Source organism: Pseudomonas sp. NPDC089407 (assembly GCF_044900445.1).
Classification (GTDB): Bacteria; Pseudomonadota; Gammaproteobacteria; order Pseudomonadales; family Pseudomonadaceae; genus Aquipseudomonas.
Map to the genome: position 1 here is coordinate 161,062 of NZ_JBJDNB010000001.1, position 18,598 is coordinate 179,659.

Sequence of the window (18,598 nt, forward strand, 5' to 3'; positions counted from 1 at the left end):
CGGATTTCCCTGCTACGGCCTTGACATGATGCTGTCGAGCGACTGAAGAACTTCGGCGGTGGTCAGGCTAAGGCGATAGCTGTAGTAGCAGTAGGCACAGGCCATGGCGATGGCCGAAATCACCAGCGGGCTCCACCCGGGCCAATACCGGCGTGGCCTGCGGTAGGGGCGATCGGCAACATTGATAGCGGGGTCGCACAGCTGTCCCGGCGTGGGGCCGCGCAGCTCGCGAATGGCCTTGTGCATCCGCGTGATCAGGGCGTTGATGATTACGTCGCCCTTGGGGTCGAGGGCGTACTTGCCCCGCAGCCCCAGACAAAGGCAGAAGTACAGGAGCTCCAGTACATCCTGGAATTCCTTGGGCGACAGCATTATCCGTTCCAGCAACAGGAAGATCTTTTCGCCACCGTGGGTTTCGTCGTGGAAGATGCTGAGCAATGGTTCCTGGCTCCAGCACGAATTGTTGCCCCAAGGGCGACTCATCACGGCTTCGTCGATGTACAGGCACAGGGCGTAGGAATAGGCTTCCAGATGCATGGGCGGATAACCGTGCTGCTGCATCTCTTTACGGATGGCGTGGACCTGGGTTTGTACGCGCTGGTGCACGAACGCGATGTTGGGCAACTCGTCCAGGGTGCGCAGGCGAATGACCAGGCCGAACAGTTGCGCGGCCGCGTCCAGCATCAGGTTGTCGTAACCGCCGCGCAGTCGGAATTCGGGATCCGCCAGGTAGCCCGCCTCGTCGGTGTGCACGCCTTGACCGGCCGGATAAGGCGAGTCGCCCTCTGCCTGGACTTCGAGCATGGCGAGCATGCTGTTGTCCGAGGCGTCATGGCTATCATTGCCGCCCCCGTTTTTCTTGGGGAAAGTAGAGGGTGGGCGAGGCATGAACAGGTCCTTGTCTTCCAACAAACTGAAGACACGAACGCTACCGGGGAAGCCATTCTGTGGGGAGTCTGGCACTTCCTGATGCGCTGTAGGAAAAGTCGACTGATCTACTGATCTTGAAACAGAAGAACACCCTCCCACGTGCTGCCAAAAGTTTCTGCATCACGCTGTACTTGTAGGAGCGGGCGCGCCCGCTCCTACAGGGACTGCGCTCGCTTTCAGGTCTTGAATAAGCTGTAGAAGGTCAACTGAACAACCTGCCCAGGCAACCAAGCTTCTTCTTATACGAACGCCGCGCTTCCAGCGCCTGCTCCATGCTCACCTTCAGGAACCGCGCCTGCTGGTTCGGCTGCATCTGCCCGACCAGGTCGAGGTCGGCGCTGATCACCGTGCCAATCATGGCGTAGCCACCACCCGACACGGCATCGCGATGCAGGATGATCGGCTCCAGCCCCGCCGGCACCTGGATCGAACCGATCGGGTAGCAGCTGTCGACGATGTTCGAAGGGTCCGAACCGGCACCGAATGGCTGCTCCCTCGGCTGGAAACCCAGGGCGCTGCCGCCCTTGTAGCGGTAGCCGATCCGGTCCGCTTCAGAACCGACAGTCCAGGCTTCGGTAAAAAAGCGCTGCGCCGCCGCTTCGCTCAGGCGGTGAAAATACAACCCCGGCACCACCCGCAGCACGACTTCGCCGCCCAAGGCCTGGCGCAAGGCCATCGGCAGGCTGGCACCGGCGCGGCTCTTGCCACTGGGTACACCAACCGGTAACAGGTCGCCAGCCATCAACTTGCGGCCCTGAAAGCCGCCCAAGGCCCCCAGCGCGTAAGTCGAACGGCTACCCAGCACCTCAGGCACATCCATGCCGCCAGCCACGGCCAGATAGGCCCGGGCGCCTGCCGTGGGGAAGCCAAAGCGCAGCACTTGCCCGGCACGCACGGCAAACGCCGTGTCCGGGCGCTGTTCGCGGCCATCGAGCAGCGCCGGCATCTGCGCACCGCACACGGCCACCAGCGCATCCTGCTGGAACTCCAGCTCCGGCCCTACCAATGCGCATTCCAGCCCGGCAGCCCCCGCCGGGTTGCCCACCAGGTGGTTGGCCGCGCTCAGGGCATACTGGTCGAGTGCGCCAGACGGCGGAATGCCCAAGTGGTAATAGCCTTCACGGCCAAGGTCCTGCACAGAAGTCGCCAGGCCCGGTTTAAGTACCTTGATCATGCCAGCACCTCCTGCAGCGATTTCGGGTAGCCGACCGGGTCTGCGAGGAAGGCGTTCAGGGAAAACTCCACCGGGCGAATACGCAGGTCGAAGCGGCCCTCCTCCACATCCGCCACCGCCTGGTCATAGGTGCGGCGATCAATGGGCTTGAACTGCACGATGTCGCCGGGGCGGAAGAACACCATGTGCTCCTTGAGGTAGTTCAAGGTCTGCTGCGGGTCGTAAATCGGCGCCGGGGTAACGCCGAACATCTGGTAGCCGCCAGCCCCTCGCACCGAGTAGATGCAACCGAAGCAACCGCCATGGCCGAGGGTGAGCTTGGGCGTGTCGGTGCGCGGGCGCAGGTACTTGGGCACCTGCAACTGCCGCTCGCGCTCGACCATCTGGAACATGAACGGCAGGCCGGCGACGAAGCCGACCATGGACACGAACCACGGCGCACCGCTGTGCGCGGCAATGAACGCCTCGACATCGGCCAGGCCATTGATGCGTGCCGCGTACTCCAGGTCAGTGCTGGTCGGGTCCTGGTGGCGATCGCGAAAGCGCATCAGCGTTTCGTGGGTCCAGGGGTCGTTGTACAGCACCGGAATTTCGATGATCCGCGTGTGCAACGAACGCTCGGCCACCGCCTGCGCTTCGGCGCCGCGCACGGCGTTTAGCAGGGCTTCGGGGGCAATGCGGTCAGGGTCGAAGCGGATCTGGAACGAGGCGTTGGCCAGGCACACATCCAGCACGCCGTCCAGGGCCAACCGCTCCACCGCACGGGTGACGGCCATGCCCTTGAAGAACGCTTCCAGCGACATGCTCTCGCTGACTTCGGCAAACAGGTGTTCGTCTGCGCCGAAACTGTAGCGGATGGGGGTTGTAGCAAGCGATTCGGCCATGACTGTTCCTTTTCTTGGAATCTTTATAGAAAGACAGGCAAAAACAAAATACAGGTGCTGCGCCGACTGCATTGAATACAGGCCGTGCGCGGAATCTGTGGGAGCTGGCTTGCCGGCGATGGGCTGCGCAGCAGCCCCAATGGCTACCTGCCAGAAGCCTCACTCAACGCGGCGAACGCACCAGGATGCCGGCCCCATCCAGCGCCTTGCGCGTGGCCTCGACCAGGTCAAGCGCGCCCGGGGTGTCACTGTGCAAGCAGACGGAATCGAACGCGATGGCCAGGTCCTGGCCTTCGACCGTGCGCACCACACCTTGCTGACAAGCGCGCAACACACGCTCGGCGACCGCCTGTGGCTGGTAGCCTCGCACATTGCGAGTGAACACGATCGAGCCGCTCAAGTCGTACTCGCGGTCGGCATAGAACTCGCGAACCACCGGCTGGCCCAGTTCCTGGGCAATCCGGCAGATCACCGACCCAGGCATGCAGAACAGCAGCAACTCAGGCTCGATGACGCGCAAGTTTCCCACCAGCAAACGCGCGGCCTCCTCATCGCGCGCCAGGTGCATGTACAGCGCACCGTGCGGCTTTATATGTTGCAGGCGCACGCCTTGGGCGCGGGCAATTTCACGCAGGGCACCCAGTTGGTAAAGCATGTCGTCGACCAGCTCCTGAGCCGGGGCATTGATGTGCCGGCGGCCGAAGCCGACCAGGTCACGGAAGCCCGGGTGTGCACCCACGGCAACCCCCAAGGCCTTGGCCCGCTCGACGGTACGGCGCATGGTGCCGGGGTCGCCGGCATGGAAGCCGGTGGCAATGTTGGCGCTGCTGATGTAGCCCATCAGTTCGTTGTCGACACCGTCGCCAATCGTCCATGGGCCAAAGCCCTCACCCATGTCCGAGTTGAAATCCACTGCTTGCATTGCGGCATCTCCTGGCACTTGTGGCTGCATGCAAGCCACGTTAGATTCTCCGCACCCCCTCGGGAAGATCTATAAACAGATAGGGTGTCTTCGGAAAAACAGATACCTTGGGAGCCTACCGTGTCACTGACCCTGCGCCAGGTCCGCTACTTCGTCGCGACTGCCGAAATCGGCCAGATTTCCCAGGCAGCGATCCACCTGAACATTTCCCAGTCGGCGGTTACCACCGCAATCAAGGAACTGGAGGCTATGCTCGGCGTGCTGCTGTTCCAGCGCTCGGCCCAGGGCATGAGCCTGACCGAGGCTGGCCGGCACTTTCTGAACCGTGCTTACGTCATCCTGCGCAGCGTCGACGATGCCCTGAACAGCCCGCTGCCGGACCTGCGCGCCAGTGGCTTGCTGCGCCTGGCAGCCAGCTATACGGTGATCGGCTACTTTCTGCCGCACCATTTGCAGCGCCTGGAACACTGGCATCCCGACGTGACCCTGGAGCTGTACGAGCAGGAGCGCAGCGCCATTGAACAGGGCCTGCTGGAGGGGCGCTTCGACATGGCGGTGGTGCTCACCGCCAACCTCACCCACCCGGACATTGTTTCGGAAACCCTGTTCAACTCCGAGCGCCGGCTGTGGTTGCCCGGGCATCACCCCCTGTGCGAGCGCTCGGCGGTGAGCCTGGCCGATGTGGCGTGTGAGCCGTTCATCCTGTTGACCGTCGATGAGGCCGAGCAGAGTGCCATGCGGTACTGGGAACAGGCCGGGCAACGGCCAAGCGTGCGGGTGCGGACCAGTTCGGTGGAGGCCGTGCGCAGTATGGTCGCCAATGGCAGTGGTGTGGCGATCCTGTCGGACCTGGTACACCGGCCGTGGTCGCTGGAAGGCAAGCGCATCGAGACGGTAACCATCAGCGACCCGGTGACGCCGATGAGTGTGGGGTTGGCCTGGCACCGGGAACGGGTGTTCAGCCCGGCGATGCAGGCGGTGCGCAATTATTTCCATGATGCGTTTCTGGCGCCGCAGCAGTTGTCGGCGCGGCGCTGAGGGGTGGGTTTGCAGGTCAGGCCTCTTCGCGGGTTCACCCGCGAAGAGGCCCTTACAGTTCTCCACCGAACGATCAGACCGCAATACCGTCATAACCTGAGCCGGTGCCGACACGCAAAGAGGACGCGAAATGACCCAGCCCGACCCGTCATACGTCAAATGGCTCGAAGACCGCGCCATGCTCAAGGCCTCCCAGGACCGTACCAGCCTATATTCAGGCCAGTCACGGCTGTGGCAACAACCCTACGCCGAAGCGCAGCCTCGCCGGGCCACGGAAATCGCCTCGGTCTGGCTGACCGTCTACCCCGATGCCATCATCGCCCCCGAGGGTTGCTCTGTACTCGGCGCCCTGGCCCATGAAGCGCTGTGGAAGCGCCTGTCGGACATCGGCATCCAGGGCCTGCACACCGGCCCGATCAAGCGCTCTGGCGGTATTCTTGGCCGCGAGCTTACCCCCAGCATCGACGGCAACTTCGACCGCATCAGCTTCGACATCGACCCGCTGTACGGCAGCGAGCCGGAGCTGATCCAGATGAGCCGCATGGCCGCCGCGCACAATGCGGTGACCATCGACGACCTGATCCCGTCGCACACCGGCAAGGGCGCCGACTTCCGCCTGGCCGAGATGGCCTACGGGCCCTACCCGGGGCTGTACCACATGGTCGAGATTCGCGAGGAAGACTGGCCATTGCTGCCCGAAGTGCCGCCCGGCCGCGATGCGGTCAATTTGCTACCGGCCCAGTGCGACGAGCTCAAGGCCCGCCACTACATCGTCGGCCAATTGCAGCGGGTGATCTTCTTCGAGCCGGGGGTCAAGGAAACCGACTGGAGCGCCACGCCACCGATCACGGGGGTCGACGGCAAGACCCGGCGCTGGGTCTACCTGCACTATTTCAAGGAAGGTCAGCCATCGCTGAACTGGCTGGATCCGACCTTCGCCGCCCAGCAGATGATCATCGGCGACGCGCTGCACGCCCTGGATTGCCTGGGTGCGCGCGGCCTGCGCCTGGACGCCAACGGCTTTCTCGGCGTGGAAACCCGCGCCAGCGGCACTGCCTGGTCGGAAAGCCACCCGCTGTCGATCGTCGGCAACCAACTGATCGGCGGCATGATTCGCAAGGCCGGCGGTTTCAGCTTCCAGGAGCTGAACCTGACCCTCGACGACATCGCGCAGATGTCCAAGGGCGGCGCCGACCTGTCCTACGATTTCATCACCCGCCCTGCCTACCAGCATGCGCTACTGACCGGCGATACCGAATTCCTGCGCTTGATGCTGAAGGAAATGCATGCCTTCGGTATCGACCCGGCTTCGTTGATCCACGCCCTGCAGAACCACGACGAGCTGACCGTGGAGCTGGTGCATTTCTGGACCCTGCACGCCCATGACATGTACCTGTACAAGGGGCAGACGCTACCTGGCGGGATCTTGCGCGAACATATCCGCGAAGAAATCTACGAGCGCCTGTCGGGCGAGCATGCGCCGTACAACCTGCGTTTCGTCACCAACGGCATCGCCTGCACCACTGCCAGCCTCATCGCTGCCGCACTGGGTATTCGTGACCTCGAACAGATTGCTGCGGCTGATATCGAACTGATCCAGAAGGTGCACCTGCTGCTGGTCATGTTCAACGCCATGCAGCCCGGGGTGGTCGCGTTGTCCGGTTGGGACCTGGTCGGCGCCCTGCCCTTGCCCGCCGAGGCGGTGGCCGAACGCATGCTGGACGGCGATACCCGCTGGATTCACCGTGGCGGCTATGACCTGGCCGGGCTTGATCCGCACGCCGATATGTCGGTGCGCGGCATGCCGCGTGCCCGGGCGCTGTATGGCAGCCTCGACAGCCAGCTGGAGAACGGCGACTCGTTCGCCTGCAAGGTGAAGAAGCTGCTTGCCGTGCGCCAGGCCTATGGCATTGCCACCAGTCGTCAGGTGCTGGTGCCCGAGGTCAACAGCCCGGGGTTGCTGGTGATGGTGCATGAACTGCCGGCCGGGCGCGGGATCCAGATCAGTGCGCTGAACTTTGGCCAGGAAGTGATTGCCGAGGAGCTGCTGTTGAGCGGATTCACGCCGGGGCCAGTAGTGGACATGATCAATGAAACCGTCGAAGGCGACCTGACCGAGGACGGCCGCTTGCTGGTCAACCTGGACCCTTATGAGGCGCTGTGCCTGCGGATTGTCAACAGCAGTGGGCATGTATGAAACAGTAACGGCCCTATCGCCGGCAAGCCAGCTCCCACAGGGAATGCAGGATGCTCATCCCGTCGCTATTCCTGTGGGAGCTGGCTTGCCGGCGATAGGGCCCGAGAATTAAAAGCACCTTCTTTAAATCAAATCGTAATATCGAATAGCCATATTGAGCGCCCCTGACAATAACCCATGGTCGCCCAATGCATTTCACGCCCAACCGCCTGGCCCTGTGCATCGCCCTGGCCTGTGCCGCCTTCGCCCCCACTGCCTTCGCCAAGGACTACCTGATCGACAGCGCCAGCACCGACACCCTGGAGCTGAAGAAGTCCGACACCTTGAAGGTGACATCCAGCGGCAGCATCGTGGCCAGTGACGACGACAGCGTGATCCTGCCCAAGCACACCAGCGGCGCCACCGTGAGCGTCGACAATGCCGGTATCATCCGCTCGACCGATGGCCGCGGCATCGACACCAAGGACGACGGCGAAGACCTCAGCCACTACGTGATCAACAACCAGGCCGGGGCGCTGATCCAGGGCACCAACGACGGCTTGCGTTTCCAGACCAACCCCACGGCGGGCGGCAGCCTGAGCATCGTCAACGCCGGCACCATCGCGTCCACTGTTGAAGGCCAGGCCATCGACCTGGAAACCCTGAACAACCCGGCTTTTACCACCACCGTGGTAAACCAGGCCACGGGGGTGATCCATGCCGTGGGCAACGACGCGATCAAGACCGGTTCCAACGCCACCATCACCAACTACGGGCTGATCTACACCGACACCGCGCCGCAAGACAAGAACGGCCTGGACCAGAAGTGGGATGGCATCAAGATCGGCACGTCTACCGGCGTGACCGTATACAACCACGGCACCATCAGCGCCGACCGCCACGGCATCGACCTGAAGAGCGACGCCACCTTGTACAACTACGAGGGCGCCAGCGTGACCGGGCGTAACGGCTCGGGCTTCGGCTCCGACGGTAGCGGCACGGTGTACAACTGGGGCACCATCACCGGCGCCATCGCCGACGGCAAGATCAATGGCGACGGCGATGGCGTGGATATCGACAACATCGGCCACGTGTACAACGCCGGCACCATCCAGGGCCTGGGCGCCAAGGGCGTCGACAGCGGTGGCCGGCCGAACGGCAGTGAAGGCATTGCAATGGGTGGCGGCAGCATCGTCAACACCGCCAGCGGGGTGATCCGCAGCGTCGACAACGGCATCCTGGTCGATGACGGCGCCGAAGGGGCCGGGGTGGCCGCCACCACCATCAGTAACGCCGGGCACATCGAAGGCGAAACCGGCTTCGGCATCAAGCTGATCGGCGACTACAACGACAGCGTGACAAACAGTGGCACCATCAGCGGCGGCAACGGCCTGGCACTGAGCCTGGGCGCCGGCAACGACAGCCTGACCGTGCTGACCGGCGGGGTGTTCAACGGCCTGGTCGATGGCGGTGACGGCATCGACAGCCTGACCCTGGATGGCACGGGCAGCTTCGGCAACAGCGCCAACTTCGAAACCCTCACGGTCAGCGGCGGCAGTTGGACCCTGAGCAGCATCGGCGACTTCAGCCAGGGTGGCGTGGTGACGTCGGGCGCCACGCTGATCAACCAGGGCAGCATCCTTGGCGAGATGCTGATCGAGCAAGGCGCCGCCTATGCCGGTGGTGGCTCGGTGGGCGGCCTGCAGGTAAACGGCACCTTGCTGACCAACACCGGCCTCGGGGTAGCCACGGTCGCCGGCGACCTGAATTTCGGCCAGGGTTCGAGCCTGGTGTATGGCGTGAATGCCGATGGCAGCAGCGCGCCGATCAATGTCAGCGGTAGCGCCAACCTTGATGGCGCCACCCTGCGCGTACAGCCAAGCGCGGGTGAATACCCGTGGCAGAGCCATTACACCGTGCTGACTGCCGGCGCAGTAAACGGCCAGTTTGCCCAGGTGACCAGTGACTATGCCTTCCTAACGCCGACCCTGAGCTACAGCAGCACGGCGGTGGGCCTGGACTACACCCGCAACGACGTGGCTTTCGAGCACTACGCACAGTCTGGTAATGGTGCCGGCGCCGCACGCAGCCTGGCCACCCTCGGGCAGAACAGTAACCTGTACAACGCCGTGCTTGGCACCACCACGGCGGGTGCCGGTAACGCCATCGAGCAGCTGTCGGCCAGCAACACGGCCAACCTGGCGGCCGCTACCCTGGCGGGCACCTCGCAGGTCGGTAGCAGCATGCTCGGCGCCATGCAGGCGATGGGCAGTACTGGCAACCTGCTGGTGGGCCTGAACGACAGCGACGGGCCTGCCCTCGCGGCCACCGGCGTGCCACGTGAAGCGCGCAACCTCAACGACCCGAACGCACAAGGGCGGGTCTGGGCGCAGGCGCTGGGCAGCTATGGCAAGGTCGACGGCAGCCATGGCGCCAGCACCCTGGAGCAACGCACCGGGGGCGGCGTGCTGGGCGTTGATTGGGCACTGGGCGGCGACTGGCGCCTGGGCCTGCTGGGTGGCTACTCGCGTACCCGGCTGGATGCCACGAGCCTGGACGGCACCGTGCGCAGCTGGCACGCCGGTGTCTACGCCCAGCACCAGAGCGGCCCGCTGGCCGTGCGCCTGGGCGCGGCGTACAGCAGCCATGATGGCGACAGCAAACGTGATGTGGCGTTCGCCGGCTTCAACGAGCGCCTCAAGGGCGACTACGACGCCGATAGCCAGCAGGCCTTCGTGGAACTGGGCTACGCCCTGGGCAGCGGCCGCCTGAGCGCCGAACCGTTTGCCAACCTCGGCTACCAGCGTTATCACCGTGACAGCTACCGCGAGCAAGGTGGTGATGCTGCACTGGCGGTGGATGCCGATACCCAGGACAACTTCAGCAGCACCTTTGGCTTGCGCCTGGCGCACCTGGGCCACCTGGACAACGGCATGAGCCTGACCCCACGGGCGACCCTGGGCTGGCGCCACACCTATGGCAGCATCGATACCCGTACGCGGCAGGCGTTTATTGCGGGCGGTGATGCGTTCAGTGTCGAGGGCAGTGCCATTGACCGCGACAGTTTGCTGGTCGAGGCCGGCCTGGACCTGGGGCTGAGTGCGAGGCAGAGCATTGGCCTGGGGTATAGCGGTGAACTGGGCAGCAACAGCCGCAACCATGCCGTTGTTGGGCAGTGGCAGTTGAAGTTCTGACCAGCACCCACGCGCCCCTGAGCGGCCTTGCCGGGGCGCCGGACCGGTCGGAAAGGACCGCAGAGCGGTCCCGGCAATGTCGGCGGCGAAGCTGCGATCGAGGGGCCGCTGCGCGCCCCTTTCCGACCGGTCCGGCGCCCCGGCAAGGCCGCTCCTACAGGGATCGCGTGGGCTTGAAAAGAAGCGGCTCTTGCTTTTACTGCTCTACGGGCATAGCGTTCGCTAGCTTTCTTTTCTGTGCCCAGGAGCAACACCATGTACACCGGCATCGTCCAGGCCGTCCGCCCTCTGCTTGATGTGACCCGCTACCCGGGCCACAACCAGTTCACCATCGACCTCACCCCGGAACTGCTCGACGAGCTGAAGATCGGCGCCAGCGTCAGTGTCGAAGGCACCTGCCTGTCGGTCACCGAAATCAACGGCTCCGAGGTCAGGTTCGACGCCATGAACGCCACCCTCGAACGCACCAACCTGCGCAATTTCAAGGCTGGCCAGGGCGTCAACATCGAACGCTCGGCGAAGATGAACGCCGAAGTCGGTGGCCACCTGATGGCGGGTCACATCGCCACCACCGCCGAAATCGTCGAGCTGTCATTCAAGGAAACCGGCGCTTTCATTACCTTCCGCATGCCCGCGCAATGGGGCAAGTACGTGTTCCCGCGTGGCTTCATCGGGGTCAACGGCTGCAGCCTGACCGTCGCCGATGTCGAAGATAACGTGGTTACTATCAACCTGATCCCGGAAACCCTGCGCCAAACCACCTTTGCCAGCTACAAGGCCGGCGAGCTGCTAAACATCGAGGTCGATCACCAGACCATGGTGCTGGTCGATGTGGTGGAGCGGACCATCAAGGGCACCCTGGCTCGCGAAAAACTGCTGCCCTGAGGCCTGCTCATGCTGCCTGACGCCCTCCCTGCACGTTCGGCCAGGCGGTTGCGCCTGCAAGTGCTGCGTGGCCGCGTTGGTCTCGGCCTGGTGGCTGCCCTGTCGGTGCTGGCGGGCATGACCGATGCCATTGGGCTGCTGGCGCTGGGCGATTTCGTGTCGTTCATGAGCGGCAACACCACGCGCCTGGCGGTGGCCATCAGTGAAGCAGACCTGGCCTTGGTGCTACGCCTGAGCGGTGCGCTGCTGGGGTTTGTTGCCGGGAATATGCTAGGCATACTGCTCGCACGCGGCTTCCAGCGCCGGGCCTGGCCCGTGTTGCTGGTGGTGGCCGCACTGCTGGCGTTCGCTGCGGCATGGCCGCTGGGGGTCACCTTCCCTGCATTGCTGGCCGCTACCCTGGCCATGGGCATGATCAACGCCGTGGTCGAGCAGGTGAATGGCCTGCCCATCGGCCTGACGTATGTTACCGGTGCCCTGTCGCGTTTCGGCCGTGGTCTGGGGCGCTGGTTGCTGGGCGAACGGCGCAATGGCTGGCGTGTACAGCTGGTGCCCTGGGCCGGCATGCTGCTGGGCGCCGCACTGGGCGCCTGGCTGCAACAACACCTGGGCCTGCAGGCGCTGGCCGCCAGCTGCGCGCTGGCTTGCGTGCTGGCCCTGGTGTCGCGGTTCATTCCGCGCGCCTGGCAGCGTGGCTACATGCCACGCTGATCAATCGATGCGCGGGTGCTGCTGCGCCAGCAGCTTGCGCTTGGCCTCCAGTTCCGCGATCTGCTCATCGATGTCCTCGATCTTCTGCTCGATGTTGTCGTGGTGCTCCTGCAGCAGTTCGCGCGCTTCTTCGATATCCGATGCCGCCGGGGCAGCACCGCGCAACGGCTTGTTGGCGGTTTCCTTCATGGTCAGGCCGGTGACCAGGCCAACCGCGGCGATCACCATCAAGTAATAGGCCGGCATGTACAGGTTGCCGCTGCTCTCCACCAGCCAGGCGGCGATGGTCGGGGTCAGGCCGGCGATCAGGACCGAAATGTTGAAGGCACTGGCCAGTGCGCTGTAGCGGATGTGAGTGGGGAACATCGCTGGCAGGGTCGATGCCATCACGCCAATGAAGAAATTCAGCAGCACGGCGATGATCAGCAGCCCCGAGAAAATCAGCCCAAGCGCCCCGCTGTTGATCAGCATGAACGCCGGGATCGCCAGCGCAAACAGCCCGACACTGCCGACCACGATGAAGGGGCGACGGCCATACTTGTCGCTCATCAGGCCGATGATCGGCTGCACGAACAGCATGCCGACCATGATCGCGATGATGATCAGCACGCCATGGTCTTCGCTGTAGTGCAGGTTGTGCGACAGGTAGCTGGGCATGTAGGTCAGCAGCATGTAGTAGGTGACGTTGGTTGCGATCACCACGCCAATGCAGGTCACCAGGCTGCGCCAATGCTGGGTGGCCACCTCCTTGAATGACACCTTCGGCCCCGAGGCCAGGCCTTCGCGGTCGCCCTGCTCCATCTTGTCGACATGCTGCTGGAACGCGGGGGTTTCCTCCAGTGCGTGGCGCAGGTAGAGGCCGATGATGCCTAATGGCAAGGCCAGAAAGAACGGCAGGCGCCAGCCCCATTCAAGAAACTTCTCCTCACCAAGGAGGGTGGAAATCATCACCACTACCCCGGCGCCCAGCACAAAGCCGGCGATCGAGCCGAAGTCCAGCCAGCTGCCGAGAAAACCGCGCTTGCGGTCGGGGGCGTATTCGGCGACGAATATCGACGCGCCGGTGTACTCGCCACCCACCGAGAAGCCCTGGGCCATTTTCGCCAGCAGCAACAGGATCGGCGCCCAGATGCCGATGCTGGCATAGGACGGTATCAGGCCGATGGCGAAGGTGCTGAGCGACATGATGACAATGGTGGCAGCGAGAATCTTCTGCCGCCCAAACTTGTCGCCCAACGCGCCGAAGAACAGCCCGCCCAAAGGCCGGATCAGGAACGGCACCGAGAACGTGGCCAATGCCGCGATCATTTGCACGCTGGGGTCGGCATTGGGGAAGAACACCTTGCCCAAGGCGTAGGCGACGAAGCCATACACGCCGAAGTCGAACCACTCCATGGCGTTACCCAAGGCGGCGGCGGTGATCGCCTTTTTCATCTTGGCGTCATCGACGATGGTGATGTCTTTGAGGCCGATTGGTTTGACGCTTTTCTTGCGAGATTTCATGCCCGTGTCCTTGTCGCTGAATGCTCTAAGGGATCAGATACAACGGGACACTAAATAATTCAGCGCTTACGAAATTTTTGTGTATTGGACGAGCTTCGAGGTGCCCTGTAGGCGCGGCTCTAGCCGCGAACACCGGCGTAGCCGGTGCCATGCACCGCGTTGGATTCTTCGCGGCTAAAGCTGCTCCTACAGGGATGCGCCGCGACAGCGGCGCTCTTCGCATCAGATACCTTCGCGGGCGAGGTCCATGGCGAAGTAGGTCAGGATCAGGTCGGCACCGGCACGCTTGATCGCGCCAATGCTTTCGCGCACCACGCGGCCTTCATCGATGGCACCGGCCAGGCCACCGAACTTGATCATCGCGTACTCCCCACTTACCTGGTACGCCGCCAGCGGCAGGCGCGAGGCAGCGCGAATGTCGGCGATCACGTCCAGGTAGGCACCGGCCGGCTTGACCATCAACACGTCCGCCCCTTCCTGCTCGTCGAGCAGCGACTCGCGCACGGCTTCGCGGCGGTTCATCGGGTTCATCTGGTAGCTCTTGCGGTCGCCCTTCAGGGCAGTGCCGCCAGCTTCACGAAACGGGCCATACAGCGACGAGGCAAACTTGGTGGAATAGGCCATGATGGCGGTGTCGTGGAAGCCAGCGCCATCCAGCGCGCTGCGGATCGCCTGCACCTGGCCGTCCATCGCTGCCGACGGGGCAATGAAATCGGCACCGGCAGCAGCGGCAATCACCGCCTGCTTGCCCAGGTTGGCCAGGGTCGCGTCGTTGTCCACACCGTGGTCATGCAGCACGCCGCAGTGGCCATGGCTGGTGTATTCGCAGAAACAGGTGTCGGACATCACCACCATTTCCGGCACGGTGTCCTTGCAGATACGCGACATGCGCGCCACCAGGCCATTTTCGTTCCAGGTGTCGCTGCCCACGGCGTCCAGGTTGTGCGATACGCCAAAGGTCATCACCGACTTGATACCGGCGCGGGCATAGCGCTCGATCTCCTGGGCCAGCAACTTCTCGGGAATACGGTTGACACCCGGCATGCTGGTGATCGGCACGAAGTCATCGATACCTTCTTCGACGAAGATCGGCAGGATCAGGTCTTCAAGGCGGAACTCGGTTTCCTGGAAGATCGTGCGCAGGGACTCGTTCTGGCGCAGGCGGCGAGGACGAACGGACGGGAATTGGTTGGACATGACTGCTCCAGGGAATTTGAACGGCGTATACCTTATGCCTGTCGGGCGCCAGTGAAAAGGCTAATTGGCGAGATATTGTCTTGCATCAATAGCAATAAGCCTGTGCTGGCCCTATCGCCGGCAAGCCAGCTCCCACAGGACTCCACAAGCCCTGAGAGCAGCACAGTACCTGTGGGAGTTGGCTTGCCGGCGATAGGGCCAGCATAGGCGGCGCATTATTGTAGCCAGGGCGGCGTAGGCTCCTCTGCCTTGGCCGGGCCATGCTCGGCTTCGGCCTTGGCCGCACGGCGGCGGGCGTCATCCAGCCGGGCGGCATCGATCTCGCGCATCACCCCACCCACATCAGCCTCATGCTCGTCTTCCTCGAACACCCCAGTCAACGCGGTATCCGGCAGCAACTTGCCGGCCTCATACAACGCCCACATTTCCTGCGCAAACCGCGTGCTTTTCAGCTCGGGGGCAAAACGCCCGAAATAATGGGCCATGTTGTCCACGTCGCGCTGCAGCATGCTGAAGGCATGGTTGTTGGCTGCGGCATCCACCGCCTGTGGCAAGTCGATGATCACCGGCCCGTCCGGGCCGAGTAGCACGTTGAACTCGGACAGGTCGCCATGCACCAGCCCGGCACACAGCATCAGCACGATCTGGCGAATGACAAAGGCGTGGAACGTGCGGGCCTCCTCGGCTTCGAGGTGCACGTCGTTCAGGCGCGGGGCCGCATCGCCGTCGGCGTCGGTCACCAGCTCCATCAGCAATACGCCGTCCTGGAAATCGTAGGGTTTGGGTACCCGTACACCAGCACCGGCCAAGCGGAACAGTGCCGCCACTTCGGCGTTTTGCCAGGCATCTTCGGCTTCTTTGCGGCCGTACTTGCTGCCCTTGGCCATGGCTCGGGCCTGGCGGCTGTTACGTACCTTGCGGCCTTCCTGGTATTCGGCGGCCTGGCGGAAACTGCGCTTGTTGGCTTCTTTATAGACCTTGGCGCAGCGCACCTGGCTGCCGCAGCGCACCACATACACGGCGGCTTCCTTGCCACTCATCAACGGTCGCAGTACTTCGTCGACCAGGCCGTCCTCGATCAGGGGTTCGATTCTTTTGGGTGTCTTCATCAGGCTGCGTTCAGGGTCCTGGCTGTGATGGTGGACATCCTCTCACAGCCTGATGCGACTTGCTCGTCTGTCTTCAGGCGCCCTGCCCTACACTGCCAATCGCGGCCCCGCGCGACCGGCGGCGGGTGACCAGCAGGCCGGAACACACCACCAGCACCGCCAGCACCATGGTCGACACCACTTCAATGCGGTGATCCGGGCGGAACAGCATCAGCACCAGCACACTACTGATGAACAGGATCACCGCCCAGGTCAGCCACGGGAACAGCCACATGCGGTAACTCAAGGTCTTGCCCTGTGCGGTCAGACGCTGACGCAGACGCAGCTGGCTAATGGCAATCACCAGGTACACCAGCAGGGCAATGGCGCCCGAACTGGCCATGAGGAAGCCGAACACCTGGGCCGGCACCAGGTAATTGGCGATCACCGCCAAAAATGCTGCACCGGTAGACAGCAACACTGCCACCACCGGCGTACCACTGCGGCTGGTGACCTGGGCACAGGCAGGGGCATCACCACGCCGGCTCAGCGAATAGACCATGCGCGAGGCGGTGTATAGCGACGAGTTGAGGCAGCTGGTGACCGAGGTCAACACCACGAAATCGATGATCGCCTTGGCGTTGGCCACGCCGAGAGTGTCCAGCACCGTGACATAGGAGCCTTCGGTAGCCAGGCGCGGGTCGGTCCATGGCACCAGCGCAATGACGATGAAGATCGACAGGATATAGAACAGCGCAATCCGCCAGATCACCGAATTGGTGGCCTTGGAAATATGCTTGCCGGCCTCGTCCGACTCTGCCGCCGCAATGGTTACCACTTCGGCCCCAAGGAACGAGAACATGGTGATCAGCATGGCGCTAAGGACCGCACCAAAACCGTTGGGCATGAAACCGCCGGTATCCCACAGCCGCGAAACGCCGCTGACGCCAGAGCCCGGCAACAGGCCGAAAATGGCACAGGCGCCCAGGGCGATGAAGCTGGCGATAGCCACCACCTTGACCAGGGCCAGCCAGAACTCGAATTCGCCGTAGTTCTTCACGCTGAACAGGTTGGTGGCGGTCAGCAGCAAAGTGATCACCAGCGACAAGACCCAGATCTCCAACTGCGGCACCCAGGAATTGATGATGGTTGCGGCAATATTGGCCTCGATCGGAATGATCAAGACCCAGAACCACCAGTACAGCCAGCCGATGGTGTAGCCGGCCCACTTGCCGATGGCGAGGTCGGCGTAGGTGGAAAACGAACCGGTATCCGGTGAGGCGACGGCCATTTCCGCCAGCATGCGCATCACCAGCACCACCAGGCCCCCCGCGAGGATATAGGCCAGGATGGTGGCCGGCCCGGCTTCGGCGATGGCGCGACCAGAGCCAACAAACAGGCCGGCGCCGATCACGCCGGCAATGGACAGCATGGTTACATGCCGTGATTTCAATCCATGACTCAAATTGTTCTTGTGGGTTTGCATGGCACTACCTTGTTGTTTTTGTCATGCCCGCGGGCTGCACGTCACCGACGCAGGCGCGAAAAAGCCCGCCCTGCCCTAAATGGTGAGTAGGGCAGTTCGGGTTGAGTAAAGCGAAACCGCAGAAGGTGTTACGAGGGTGTCAGCTGGCCACCCGCTGGTTGGCCGCCAGGTCTGCCTTGGGGAAGCTACCGCCCTGCAGGCTGACTTGCTCACGCACCTTGTCGACGATGTAGGCGCCAATCGGAATGGCCGAGGTGGCGGCCGGCGACGGTGCGTTGCACACGTTGACGCTGCGCGCGGTGTTGACGAACAGGAAGTCGTCGATCAGCTTGCCGTCGCGCGACACCGCCTGGGCACGCACGCCGGCCGGGTAAGGCGTGAGGTCCGCCTTGGTGATGCTCGGGCAGTATTTCTGCACTTGCTTGAGGTAGCCGCCCTTGAACAGCGAGTTCTTCATCTCGATCAGGCCCGGGCGGAAGTTTTTCGCCAGCACCTTGAGAATACCGGGGGTGGTCAGGGTCTGCAGCAGGTCGCCGGGGCTGACGTCGGTCTTGCGGTAGCCTTCGCGTTTCATCGCCAGTACCGCGTTCGGGCCAACGGTGACGGTGCCGTCTATCATGCGGGTCAGGTGCACCCCCAGGAACGGCATCGAAGGGTCGGGGATCGGGTAGATCAGGTGGTTGACGATCTGGTTGTGCTGCTTGGGCAGCAGGTAGTACTCGCCACGGAACGGGCAGATGACGAACTCGGTGCGCAGGCCCAGCATACTGACCACGCGGTCAGCCATCAGCCCCGAGCAAGTCACCAGGAAACGGCTGCGGAACTCGTCACGTTGCGTACGGACGATCACTTCGCTGGCCTGCTCCTGAAGGCCGACCACCTCGGCACCATAGCGGATTTCGCCACCGGCACGCTGGAATTCGGCGCCCATGGCCGCCGTCACCTGCGCGTAATTGACGATGCCGCTGGACGGCACAAAAATGCCACCCATGCCAACGATATTGGGTTCGCGCTCGCGCAGCTCGTCAGCCGACAGCCAGTAGCGTTCCAGGCCATTGGCCTCGGTGCGCTCCCACAGCGCTTTCATGCGCTGCATTTCCAGGTCATTGGTGGCGACCAGCAGTTTGCCGCACTCATCGAAGCGAATGCCCTGCTCGGTGCAAAAAGCCTTGGTGGCCTTGTTGCCTTCGAGGCAGAAGCGCGCCTTGAGGCTGCCGGGGGTGTAATACACGCCGGCGTGGATCACGCCGCTGTTGTGGCCGGTCTGGTGGCGGGCCGGGCCGGACTCTTTTTCCAGCAAGAGAATCTTCGCGTCCGGGTAGACCTTGACCAGGTGCATGGCCGTGGACATACCCACAATGCCACCGCCAATAATGATGAAATCGTACACAGCGTTACCTCACACGCAGG

Annotated in this window: 14 protein-coding genes; 5 read left to right on the top strand and 9 right to left on the bottom strand. The window is 63.2% G+C overall.

Features of this window, described 5'->3' with window-relative positions; genetic code table 11:
• Window positions 1–12: 12 nt before the first annotated feature.
• The 4 genes from icmH to ACI2KG_RS00945 form a co-directional block, all read right to left on the bottom strand.
• Complete coding sequence (gene icmH, locus ACI2KG_RS00930; protein WP_404660424.1) at window positions 13–888, bottom strand: type IVB secretion system protein IcmH/DotU; 876 nt, start codon at window positions 886–888, stop codon at window positions 13–15.
• Window positions 889–1,132: 244 nt separating this feature from the next.
• A complete protein-coding gene (locus ACI2KG_RS00935; RefSeq protein ID WP_404660425.1) occupies window positions 1,133–2,104 on the bottom strand; it encodes a biotin-dependent carboxyltransferase family protein in 972 nt (323 codons plus the stop codon).
• Entirely contained in the window at window positions 2,101–2,988 is an 888-nt protein-coding gene (locus ACI2KG_RS00940) for an allophanate hydrolase subunit 1 (protein WP_404660426.1), read from the bottom strand. Before ACI2KG_RS00940 ends, ACI2KG_RS00935 begins: the two co-directional genes overlap by 4 nt.
• A 163-nt stretch (window positions 2,989–3,151) precedes the next feature.
• Window positions 3,152–3,910: a 5-oxoprolinase subunit PxpA gene (locus ACI2KG_RS00945; protein ID WP_404660428.1), complete on the bottom strand. Its 759-nt coding sequence runs from the start codon at window positions 3,908–3,910 to the stop codon at window positions 3,152–3,154.
• A gap of 120 nt (window positions 3,911–4,030) precedes the next feature.
• Here ACI2KG_RS00945 and ACI2KG_RS00950 point away from each other — a divergent pair, with 120 nt between their 5' ends.
• From ACI2KG_RS00950 to ACI2KG_RS00970, 5 genes are all read left to right on the top strand, one after another.
• Window positions 4,031–4,948, top strand: coding sequence for a LysR family transcriptional regulator (locus ACI2KG_RS00950; protein WP_404660429.1), 918 nt, complete (start codon window positions 4,031–4,033; stop codon window positions 4,946–4,948).
• A gap of 130 nt (window positions 4,949–5,078) precedes the next feature.
• The gene (treS, locus tag ACI2KG_RS00955; RefSeq protein ID WP_404660430.1) at window positions 5,079–7,145 is read left to right on the top strand and encodes a maltose alpha-D-glucosyltransferase; all 2,067 of its coding nucleotides are present in this window, start codon (window positions 5,079–5,081) and stop codon (window positions 7,143–7,145) included.
• 188 nt (window positions 7,146–7,333) lie between these two features.
• Complete coding sequence (locus ACI2KG_RS00960; protein WP_404660431.1) at window positions 7,334–10,318, top strand: autotransporter domain-containing protein; 2,985 nt, start codon at window positions 7,334–7,336, stop codon at window positions 10,316–10,318.
• 255 nt (window positions 10,319–10,573) lie between these two features.
• Window positions 10,574–11,203: a riboflavin synthase subunit alpha gene (locus ACI2KG_RS00965; protein ID WP_404660432.1), complete on the top strand. Its 630-nt coding sequence runs from the start codon at window positions 10,574–10,576 to the stop codon at window positions 11,201–11,203.
• Window positions 11,204–11,212: 9 nt separating this feature from the next.
• On the top strand, window positions 11,213–11,914 hold the full coding sequence (locus tag ACI2KG_RS00970) for a YoaK family protein (RefSeq protein ID WP_404660433.1): 702 nt from the start codon (window positions 11,213–11,215) through the stop codon (window positions 11,912–11,914).
• On the opposite strand, the gene proP is transcribed toward ACI2KG_RS00970, so the two are convergent.
• The 5 genes from proP to lhgO all read right to left on the bottom strand — a co-directional run bounded on the left by proP (window position 11,915) and on the right by lhgO (window position 18,578).
• Window positions 11,915–13,417, bottom strand: a complete 1,503-nt coding sequence (gene proP / locus ACI2KG_RS00975) for a glycine betaine/L-proline transporter ProP (protein ID WP_400616010.1) — start codon at window positions 13,415–13,417, stop codon at window positions 11,915–11,917.
• 222 nt (window positions 13,418–13,639) lie between these two features.
• Window positions 13,640–14,614 (bottom strand): porphobilinogen synthase, encoded by a 975-nt coding sequence (gene hemB / locus ACI2KG_RS00980; RefSeq protein ID WP_013972900.1) that lies wholly within the window; start codon window positions 14,612–14,614, stop codon window positions 13,640–13,642.
• 215 nt (window positions 14,615–14,829) lie between these two features.
• A complete protein-coding gene (locus ACI2KG_RS00985; RefSeq protein ID WP_400616014.1) occupies window positions 14,830–15,723 on the bottom strand; it encodes a PA4780 family RIO1-like protein kinase in 894 nt (297 codons plus the stop codon).
• Window positions 15,724–15,796: 73 nt separating this feature from the next.
• Entirely contained in the window at window positions 15,797–17,188 is a 1,392-nt protein-coding gene (gabP, locus tag ACI2KG_RS00990; protein ID WP_404660434.1) for a GABA permease, read from the bottom strand.
• Between the two features lie 139 nt (window positions 17,189–17,327).
• Window positions 17,328–18,578, bottom strand: coding sequence for an L-2-hydroxyglutarate oxidase (gene lhgO, locus ACI2KG_RS00995; protein WP_400616018.1), 1,251 nt, complete (start codon window positions 18,576–18,578; stop codon window positions 17,328–17,330).
• Window positions 18,579–18,598: the final 20 nt, after the last annotated feature.

Coding starts and splice junctions, on each gene's coding strand:
- icmH (WP_404660424.1), bottom strand. CDS start 888: ATGCCTCGCCCACCCTCTACTTTCCCCAAGAAAAACGGGGGCGGCAAT.
- ACI2KG_RS00935 (WP_404660425.1), bottom strand. CDS start 2,104: ATGATCAAGGTACTTAAACCGGGCCTGGCGACTTCTGTGCAGGACCTT.
- ACI2KG_RS00940 (WP_404660426.1), bottom strand. CDS start 2,988: ATGGCCGAATCGCTTGCTACAACCCCCATCCGCTACAGTTTCGGCGCA.
- ACI2KG_RS00945 (WP_404660428.1), bottom strand. CDS start 3,910: ATGCAAGCAGTGGATTTCAACTCGGACATGGGTGAGGGCTTTGGCCCA.
- treS (WP_404660430.1), top strand. CDS start 5,079: ATGACCCAGCCCGACCCGTCATACGTCAAATGGCTCGAAGACCGCGCC.
- ACI2KG_RS00960 (WP_404660431.1), top strand. CDS start 7,334: ATGCATTTCACGCCCAACCGCCTGGCCCTGTGCATCGCCCTGGCCTGT.
- ACI2KG_RS00965 (WP_404660432.1), top strand. CDS start 10,574: ATGTACACCGGCATCGTCCAGGCCGTCCGCCCTCTGCTTGATGTGACC.
- ACI2KG_RS00970 (WP_404660433.1), top strand. CDS start 11,213: ATGCTGCCTGACGCCCTCCCTGCACGTTCGGCCAGGCGGTTGCGCCTG.
- proP (WP_400616010.1), bottom strand. CDS start 13,417: ATGAAATCTCGCAAGAAAAGCGTCAAACCAATCGGCCTCAAAGACATC.
- hemB (WP_013972900.1), bottom strand. CDS start 14,614: ATGTCCAACCAATTCCCGTCCGTTCGTCCTCGCCGCCTGCGCCAGAAC.
- ACI2KG_RS00985 (WP_400616014.1), bottom strand. CDS start 15,723: ATGAAGACACCCAAAAGAATCGAACCCCTGATCGAGGACGGCCTGGTC.
- gabP (WP_404660434.1), bottom strand. CDS start 17,188: ATGCAAACCCACAAGAACAATTTGAGTCATGGATTGAAATCACGGCAT.